This window comes from Delftia sp. ASV31 (assembly GCF_016428765.1).
Lineage (GTDB): Bacteria > Pseudomonadota > Gammaproteobacteria > Burkholderiales > Burkholderiaceae_C > Comamonas > Comamonas acidovorans.
The window spans coordinates 1-8154 of record NZ_JAELTK010000147.1 but is presented as its reverse complement, the minus strand read 5'-3'; the positions used below and the strand labels follow the sequence as shown (position 1 = coordinate 8154).

Genomic DNA, 8154 nt, shown 5'->3' with positions numbered 1-8154 from the left:
TCTCGAACAGCATGTCCGTGCCCACCTGGAAGTCGCAGCCCTTGTCTCGCACGGCGCGCAGCAGGGGCGTGAACTCGGACTTCATCACCACCTCGCCCACAAAGGTGGTGGGCGCAATGCGCTGTACATCGAACGGCAGCGGGTCATCGGCCTTCATGCCCAGCGGCGTGGCGTTGACGACCACGTCGAAGCCCTGCGGGTCCCTGGAGCCCGTGCCCACCTTCATCCTCGGGTAGTAGGCAGCGAGCCGCCCTGCCAGGGCCTGCGCGCTCTCATCCCGCGTGTCGAACAGCATCAGCTCGCCCACGCCGGCTGCCGCCAGCGAGGCGGCAATTGCCGACCCTACGCCACCTGCCCCGGAAATCAGCACCCGCGCGCCCTGCAGCTGCCGCCCCTTGCGCAGCACGCCGCGCACAAAGCCCGCGCCGTCGAACTGGTCGCCCAGCAGCGAGCCGTCCTCGCGCCGCAGCACGGCATTGCATGCGCCTGCAATGTGCACGGCAGGCGTGACCTCGTGCACCAGGTCCACCACGGACACCTTGTGCGGCATGGTGATCAGCGCGCCGCGCAGGTTGGTGAAACGCATGATGGCCGCGAAGTCCGGCGCGAAATGCGCCGCCTTCACGCCCATGGGCACGACGCAGGCGTCTATGCCCCGGCCGTCGAACCACGGGTTGTAGATCATGGGCGACTTGAAGGTCTCGGTGGGATCGCCGATGTGCGCGATGAGGGTGGTTTTTCCGGAAATCATTCTCTGGGCTTTCGGATGCTTGGGTTGGCGGAATGTGGCGTGTGAAATTCAGCGGCCGGACTGGGCCAGGGCCTGGGTGCGCAGGCGCTCGTACTCGGCGGCGTCCACAGGCTGCGCACCGGCCTCGCCCAGGTCTTCCATGCGCACGCGGTAGGTCTCGCGGGCGCTCCAGGCGGCCAGCGCTGCGACCACGGTGATGCCGAAGGCGATCAGGCCCACGGTCAGCCAGATGTTGTGCGCTCCCGGAGGCGCCACGGCCGTGAACAGCGCGGGCAGCATGGCGGTGATGGCCGTGCCCACGTTCTGCGAGATGGCCATGGCCGACACGCGTGTGCGGGTCGGGAACAGCTCGGGGTAGAAGCTGGGGAACACCGCGTTGTAGCCCTGGTAGACCACGCCCCACATCAGGATGGACATGGCAAAGGCCAGCGGCATGTTGCGCGTGCTGATGGCGTAGAGGTAGCCGATGGCCAGCAGCCCGGACAGCAGCGCGCCGAAGATGATGGGCGGGCGCCGGCCGATGCGGTCGGACAGGTTGCCCACCATGGGGATCACCAGCACCGCGACGATGTTGCCCACCACGGGAATCCACAGGTACATGTCCTTGGCGAAGCCGATGCCGTAGGCGGGCTGCACCGCATAGGCCGCGCCGAAGATGGTGGCCACCACGGGGATCACGTTCATCAGCGCCATGCAGACCACGCGCAGCATGTCGGGCGAATGGTGGCGGAAGGCCTCGACCACGGGCGAACGCGGACGCGCCTCGCTGCGGCCTGCTGCCGTGAAGGCCGGGGTCTCGTTGACCTCGCGGCGGATGATCCAGCCCGCGATGATGACCACGAAGCTCAGGATGAAGGGAATGCGCCAGCCCCAGCTGTTGAACTGCTCGGTGGGCATGTAGTGCGCCAGCGGCAGGAACACGGCCGCTGCCAGGATCTGTCCGGCCTGCACGCCCTGCAGCGTGAAGCTGGCGAAGAAGCCGCGACGCCCGAACGGGGCATGCTCCAGGATCATGGAGCTGGCGCCCGAGATCTCGCCAGCCACCGCAAAGCCCTGGATCAGCCGCATCAGCACCAGCAGCGCGGGCGCCCACAGGCCAACCTGGTCATAGGTGGGCAGCAGCCCCACGGCGATGGTGGAAAAGCCCATCAGGAACATGCACCACACCAGCACCTGCTTGCGCCCGTGCGTATCGCCCAGGTGGCCCAGCACGAAGGCGCCGATGGGCCGCGCCACATAGCCCACGCCATAGGTGGCCAGCGAGGCGATGATGGCAATCGCCGGATCACCCTGCGGAAAGAAGATCTGCGGAAAGATCAGCGCCGCAGCCGTGGCGTAGATGAAGAAATCGTAGTACTCCAGGGCCGAGCCTATCCAGCCGCTGGTAGCGGCCTTGCGCGGCTGGTGCCCGGTGGGCTGTGTGTGTATCGGGGTTGCGCTCATGTGTTGTCTCCTCCATGTAGAAAAGGCCCCGGCTCAATGCTTGCGGCCAGGCCAGCGGGATGTAAAAAATGTAGTTCCCGCCTATGGATGCGCCCAAGCCAATTTCGAAAGGCATGTGCGCTGATCGCACCGCGCTGTTCGATAATCGCACGCACCCAGGGTTAATACGGAAAACTCAAGCTCGCCATGACAACACCTTCCACCCTCGCCCAGCGCGACTGGATTGCCGGACTGGAACGCGGCGTATCGATCATCGAAGCCTTTGACGACGCCCACCCGCGCATGACGGCCGCCGAGGCCGGCCAGCGCACGGGCATGACGCGCACCGCCGCGCGGCGCTACCTGCTGACGCTGCAGCACATGGGCTACGTGGCGGGGGACGGCAAGCTGTTCTGGCTCACGCCGCGCGTGCTGCGGCTGGGGCAGTCGTACCTGGAGTCGGCGCGGCTGCCGCGCATCGTCCAGCCGTTCCTGCAGCGCGTGGCGGCCGGCACCCATGAAACCGCCTACCTGGCGGTGCTGGACGACGACGAGGTGGTCTACATCGCGCGCAACGGCCCCAACCGCAACATGAACACCGGCTATGTGCTGGGCGCACGCGTGCCGGCCCAGGTCACGGCGGCCGGCATGCTGATGCTGTCCATGCGCAGCGACGCCGAGCTGGAGCACTGGCTGGACAACCGCGCGCTGACGGTCTTCACCTCGCACACCATCACCTGCCCCGCCGAAATGCGCCGCGAGCTGGCCCTGATCCGCACCCAGGACTGGGCGCTGTGCGAGCAGCAGCTCAACCTGGACTCGCGCGGCATTGCCGTGCCGCTGCGCGACCGCCACGGCGCGCTGGCAGGCGCCCTCAACATCACCATGCCCATGGGCCGCGAAACCGGCAAGGACGCCGTGGCGCGCGTGCTGCCCATGCTGCGCGAGACGGCGCAGGCCATGCGGGACCTGATCTGATGGTGAACAACATGGCCATGGCGCAACTTCCTGACCTGGACATGCCTGGCGGCGACGACCGTCTGCTGCAGCATCTGCAGGCACTGGAAGTGCGGCTGCACGATCCGCAGCTGCGATCGGACGCAGGCCAGCTGCAGGCGCTGCTGCATGAAGACTTCCTGGAATTCGGCCGCTCGGGCGGCGTGCACGACCGGGCCGCCACCGTGGACAGCCTGGTGGCCGCCTTGCCAGCACAGGCCCCTGCCCGGCTGGTGTCAGGCGGCTTTGCCCTGGCGCGCCTGGGGCCGGACAGCGCGCTGCTGACCTACCGCTCGGCCAGCGTGGCCGAGGATGGAACGGCCGGCCGGCATACGCTGCGCTCCTCGGTCTGGCTGCGCACGGCCCTGGGCTGGCAGATGCGCTTCCACCAGGGCACGCCCACGGCGCCATTCGACCTGGCCGCATCCATGCCATGAGCGGCCTGCGGCGTGTTCAGACGGTCTCGAACGCGTACTTTTCCGTATCCACCTCGCGCTGCGAGGCCACGGCATAGCGGTCGCCCTGGATGCGCTCGGGCTTGAAGAGGTCGTCCAGTTCAGCCAGCAGGGCCGCATCCAGGCGCACGGCGCCGCCGCGCAGGTCTTCGTGCAGGTGGTCCACGCTGGTGGTGCCCGGCAGGGCAATCACATGCTCGCCCTGGTGCAGCACCCAGGCGATGGCCAGCTCGGCCAGCGTGCAGTCGGCGCGCTCGGCAATGGACTGCATGGGCGCGAGCAGCTGCAGGTTCTTCGCATAGGCCTCGGGCGCGAAGCGCGGCATGGCGGCGCGGATATCGCCCTTGACCAGGCCCTCGACCTCCTGGAGCTTGCCGGTGAGGAAGGCGCGGCCCAGCGGGCTGAAGGCCACGTAGGCAATGCCCAGTTCCTTGCAGGCCTGCAGCGTGCCCAGCTCGGCATTGCGCGACCACAGCGAATACTCGCTTTGCAGCGCGGCGATGGGGAAGGTGGCATGGGCGCGGCGCAGCGCGTCGGCGCCGATCTCGGACAGGCCCAGGGCGCGCACCTTGCCCTCTTCCACCAGGCGCGACATCTCGCCCACCGATTCCTCGATGGGCACGCGGCGGTCCCAGCGGTGCAGGTAGTAGAGGTCGATGACATCGGTGCCCAGGCGCTGCAGGCTGTCTTCGCAATTGCGGCGCAGGGTCCTGGGGTGGCCATCGATCACGCGGCGCACCACGCCGTCTTCGCCGCGCACGCCGGCCATGCCGCATTTGCTGGCCAGGGTGATGTGGTTGCGGTGGGACTTGAGCACGGGGCCGACCAGGGATTCGTTGGCACCGAAGCCATACAGCGCCGCCGTGTCGAACAGGGTGACACCGGCGTCCAGCGCCGCATGCAGCACGGCCTTGCCCTGCTCGGGCGACGGCGGATGGCCATAGGCGTGGCTGAGGTTCATGCAGCCCAGGCCGACGGCGCTGACGGAGAAGGGACCCAGGTGGCGTGTGGACAGGTTGGTCATGGTTTTCTCACAGGGAAAAGAAGCAAGGGAGCGGCCAGCGCTCCCTTGCAATGTCGAAGGCCCATTTTGCCGTCAAACCGACGTGCCCCGCACGCCCGTGCGCGCCCAGGCCGGCAGCGGCACGGGCCGGTGCAGCACGTCGTCGTTGAGCCACAGGGCGCTGCGGCGCGCGCGCTCGGCCACGGTGTCCAGCGGCAGTTGCTGGTAGTCGTCGTTGAAGACCTCGAAGCTGTAGTCGCCCCGGTAGCCCAGGCGGTCCAGGCGCAGCACCAGGTCGGCCAGGCGCTCGCTGTGCACGCCCTCGCCCGGGAACACGCGGAAGGTGCGCGCCGTGGCCATGCGTTCCTCGAAGGTGGGCGCGTCGTGCCACATGAAGTCGGACAGCTGCACCAGGAAGATCTTGTCGCGGTCGATCAGCTCCAGCGCGTCCAGCGGCGTCTTGGCCGCCAGGATGTGGAAGGAGTCCAGCCCAATGCCCAGATTGGACGTGTCGGCACGGCAGACCACGTCCCAGCTGGTGGTGAACTCATTGACGGAGCGGCCCCAGGACAGCCCCTCGTAGGCGATCTTCACGCCCAGCGGAATGCCGAGCATGGCCAGCTTGCGCAGGTCGCGCGCAATCACGTCGAGATCGCCCGTGGCATGGCGCGAAGTGGACGAGCAGGCCAGCAGCACGGGGCTGCCGATCTCGGCGCACATCTCCAGCATGGACTTGGCGATGTCCACCTTGTAGTGGTGCAGGTGGTCGGACAGGCCCTCGAAGTCGCGCAGCACCTGAAAGCCCGTGGGCCGCAGGCCGCTGGCGCGCACGGCCGCCGCCGCTGCCTTGACGCCGCCCGGGTGGCCGGCCAGGTCGCGCGCGCTGAGCATGACCTGGGTGAAGCCCGCGCGCCGGATGGCGTCGAGCTTGGCCTCCAGCGAGCCATTCAGAGTGATGGTGTCCATGCCATAGCTGTCCAGCAAGCCCATGCTGCCCTCCAGGATCGTTGTGTGTATCGGCGGTTGAATCGGACGGCGGCGCGCTAGACGTCGCACTAAGTTTCGCGTTAGGCGTCGCGGTGCACCAGCTCGAACACCACGGTGCCCATGGCGTTGCGCGTGAGCGCGCCGCGGTCATCGGGGTGCAGGCGGCTCGATTCCACAAACTCCACGCCGCGCTGGCGCAGCGCCTGCACGGCGCCAGGCACGTCGGTGGTGCCCAGGCCGATGCGCTGCAGGCGCTCGGGCATGTCGTCCCACTCCAGGCCCGGATCGGGCTCGATGAGCTGCCACAGGAAGCGCTTGCAGGGGCTGCGCATGAGCTTGCCCTTGGGCAGGATGCCGAAGCGCTGCGCGTCGGGCAGCAGGTGGAAGTCGAACATGCGTTCGAAGTAGGTGATCCAGTCGGCGCTGCGGCCACGCCCTATGTACTGGACCACGCCGAAATAGCCCAGGCCGGCCAGCGCCGGTGGATGGGGATCGGCCCCGGCGATGGGCTTGAAATCGATGTCATAGATGGAGAACTCCTGCCATCGATCGACAAAGTAGAAGCGGCTGCCGCCCGGGCCGTGGATGGCCGGGATGTGCAGCTCCATCGCCTGGGCCTGGCTGGGCGCCGCCCAGGCCCCCAGCTCGATGCAGCGCGTATGCGCCTGCAGGGCATCCTGCACGCGCAGCGCCACGGCCGAGATGACGGGCTGCCCGTCCGAGGCGGCATTGGCCAGCGCATCGGCAGCGCCCGCATTGACCACCAGGTTCATGTCCCCCTGCCGGTACAGCGTCACCTCGCGCGAGCGGTGCCGCGCCACGGGGCGAAAACCCAGCCCCTCCAGCACCTGGCCCAGGGCCTGGGGCTGGCTGGTCGTGTACTCGATGAACTCTATGCCGCCGATCCCGAGGCGATTGGACGCCTCGGGCACGTCTTCCCGGCTGCTGGAGGAGGAATCGGTCATTGCGGTACTCCGGATGGAAACATGGTGCGCTGCGACGGCTCGCCGGGCGGGTCAGGCCTGCAGTTGCTGCTCTAGATCATGGAGGACCTGATAGCAGGGCAGGACCTGGGCCACGCTGGAATTGGGCTCGCGGCCTTCGCGGATGGCGGCGAAGAACTCTCGGTCCTGCAGCTCGATGCCATTCATCGAGACATCAACCTTGGAAACGTCGATCTTCTCTTCCTTGCCGTTGACCAGATCGTCATAGCGCGCGATGTAGGTACCGGTGTCGCCGATGTAGCGGAAGAAGGTGCCCAGCGGGCCGTCGTTGTTGAACGACAGGCTCAGCGTGCAGATCGCGCCATTGGCGGCCTTGAGCTGGATGCTCATGTCCATGGCAATGCCCAGCTCCGGGTGGATGGGGCCTTGCACGGCGTTGGCCTTCACGATGGGGCTGCCGGCCTGGTAGGCGAACAGGTCCACGGTGTGGGCGGCGTGGTGCCACAGCAGGTGATCGGTCCAGCTGCGGGCCTGGCCCAGCGCATTCATGTTGGTGCGGCGGAAGAAATAGGTCTGCACATCCATCTGCTGGATGTTGAACTCGCCGGCCGCGATCTTCTTGTGCACCCACTGGTGGCTGGGGTTGAAGCGGCGCGTGTGGCCGCACATGGCCACCAGGCCGGTCTGCTTTTGCAGATCGGCCACGGCCTGGGCGTCCTTGAGGCTGTCGGCCAGCGGGATCTCCACCTGCACATGCTTGCCGGCCTTCAGGCATTCGATGGCCTGGGCGGCATGCATCTGCGTGGGCGTGCACAGGATGACGGCGTCCACCTCGGGCAGGGCCAGGCTGTCGGCCAGCTCGGTGGTCACATGTTGGATGCCGTACTTTTCGGCCACTTCCTGGGTCTTGGCCAGCTCGCGGCCCACCAGGGAGACGACTTCAACGCCGTCGATGTTCTTGATGCCGTCCAGGTGCTTGATGCCGAAGGCACCGGCGCCCGCCAGGGCGACTTTGATGGTCTTGTTGCTCATATGAGTCTCCGTAGAGCCGCCTCAAGGAGGCGAAGGCCCCCTCGGGGGGCAGTGAATACACGCAGTGATGAACGTGGGGGCCTCAGCCGTTCTCCAGGATGAGATGTCCCACGGCCGTATTGGACGCGGGCACATGGTAGAAGCGATGGTTGACCTTGGGCAGCGGCGCGGGGCCATCCACATCGGCCATGGCACCGCGCGCGATCAGCCACATCACCAGCTCGATGCCTTCGGAGCCGGCCTCGCGCACGTAGTCGATATGCGGCATCTTGGCCAAACCGGCAGGATTCTCGATCAGCAGGTCCAGGAAGCGGTTGTCCCACTCCTTGTTGATCAGGCCGGCGCGCGCGCCCTGCAGCTGGTGGCTCATGCCGCCCGTGCCCCAGATCTGCACGTTCAGGTCTTCGTCGAAGCTTTCCACGGCGCGGCGGATGGCGCGGCCCAGGTTGAAGCAGCGCTGGCCCGACGGCACGGGGTACTGCACCACGTTGACGGCAAACGGAATCACCGGGCAGGGCCAGGCGCCCGTGCGCGCGTCCTGCTGGCCGCACATCAGCGACAGCG

General features: G+C 67.4%; 8 protein-coding genes and 1 pseudogene. 2 read left to right on the top strand and 7 right to left on the bottom strand.

Annotated elements, in window-relative coordinates; genetic code table 11:
* Both JHD82_RS28145 and JHD82_RS28140 read right to left on the bottom strand, forming a co-directional pair.
* A partial coding sequence (locus JHD82_RS28145) for a shikimate dehydrogenase (protein WP_199140145.1) occupies nt 1-751 on the bottom strand: 751 nt, incomplete at its 3' end.
* Nucleotides 752-799: 48 nt separating this feature from the next.
* Nucleotides 800-2194, bottom strand: a complete 1395-nt coding sequence (locus tag JHD82_RS28140) for an MFS transporter (RefSeq protein ID WP_199140143.1) — start codon at nt 2192-2194, stop codon at nt 800-802.
* A 186-nt stretch (nt 2195-2380) separates the two neighbouring features.
* Between JHD82_RS28140 and JHD82_RS28135 the strand changes: the two genes are divergently transcribed.
* Together JHD82_RS28135 and JHD82_RS28130 are read left to right on the top strand one after the other, a co-directional pair.
* Entirely contained in the window at nt 2381-3151 is a 771-nt protein-coding gene (locus JHD82_RS28135) for an IclR family transcriptional regulator C-terminal domain-containing protein (RefSeq protein ID WP_012206241.1), read from the top strand.
* A gap of 17 nt (nt 3152-3168) precedes the next feature.
* Nucleotides 3169-3606 carry a DUF4440 domain-containing protein gene (locus JHD82_RS28130; RefSeq protein WP_233174929.1) on the top strand — a complete coding sequence of 146 codons (438 nt, stop codon included), beginning with the start codon at nt 3169-3171 and terminating at the stop codon, nt 3604-3606.
* A 16-nt stretch (nt 3607-3622) separates the two neighbouring features.
* Here JHD82_RS28130 and JHD82_RS28125 read toward each other — a convergent pair whose 3' ends face one another.
* The 5 genes and pseudogenes from JHD82_RS28125 to JHD82_RS28105 all read right to left on the bottom strand — a co-directional run.
* Complete coding sequence (locus JHD82_RS28125; RefSeq protein WP_199140139.1) at nt 3623-4648, bottom strand: aldo/keto reductase; 1026 nt, start codon at nt 4646-4648, stop codon at nt 3623-3625.
* A 72-nt stretch (nt 4649-4720) separates the two neighbouring features.
* A complete protein-coding gene (locus JHD82_RS28120) occupies nt 4721-5617 on the bottom strand; it encodes a sugar phosphate isomerase/epimerase (protein ID WP_065346192.1) in 897 nt (298 codons plus the stop codon).
* Between the two features lie 77 nt (nt 5618-5694).
* Complete coding sequence (locus JHD82_RS28115; RefSeq protein WP_199140137.1) at nt 5695-6579, bottom strand: 4-hydroxyphenylpyruvate dioxygenase; 885 nt, start codon at nt 6577-6579, stop codon at nt 5695-5697.
* Between the two features lie 51 nt (nt 6580-6630).
* Complete coding sequence (locus JHD82_RS28110) at nt 6631-7590, bottom strand: Gfo/Idh/MocA family oxidoreductase (RefSeq protein ID WP_199140135.1); 960 nt, start codon at nt 7588-7590, stop codon at nt 6631-6633.
* Nucleotides 7591-7672: 82 nt separating this feature from the next.
* Nucleotides 7673-8154, bottom strand: a pseudogene (locus JHD82_RS28105) (protocatechuate 3,4-dioxygenase); the annotation flags it as partial.

Coding starts and splice junctions, on each gene's coding strand:
- JHD82_RS28140 (WP_199140143.1), bottom strand. CDS start 2,194: ATGAGCGCAACCCCGATACACACACAGCCCACCGGGCACCAGCCGCGC.
- JHD82_RS28135 (WP_012206241.1), top strand. CDS start 2,381: ATGACAACACCTTCCACCCTCGCCCAGCGCGACTGGATTGCCGGACTG.
- JHD82_RS28130 (WP_233174929.1), top strand. CDS start 3,169: ATGGCGCAACTTCCTGACCTGGACATGCCTGGCGGCGACGACCGTCTG.
- JHD82_RS28125 (WP_199140139.1), bottom strand. CDS start 4,648: ATGACCAACCTGTCCACACGCCACCTGGGTCCCTTCTCCGTCAGCGCC.
- JHD82_RS28120 (WP_065346192.1), bottom strand. CDS start 5,617: ATGGGCTTGCTGGACAGCTATGGCATGGACACCATCACTCTGAATGGC.
- JHD82_RS28115 (WP_199140137.1), bottom strand. CDS start 6,579: ATGACCGATTCCTCCTCCAGCAGCCGGGAAGACGTGCCCGAGGCGTCC.
- JHD82_RS28110 (WP_199140135.1), bottom strand. CDS start 7,590: ATGAGCAACAAGACCATCAAAGTCGCCCTGGCGGGCGCCGGTGCCTTC.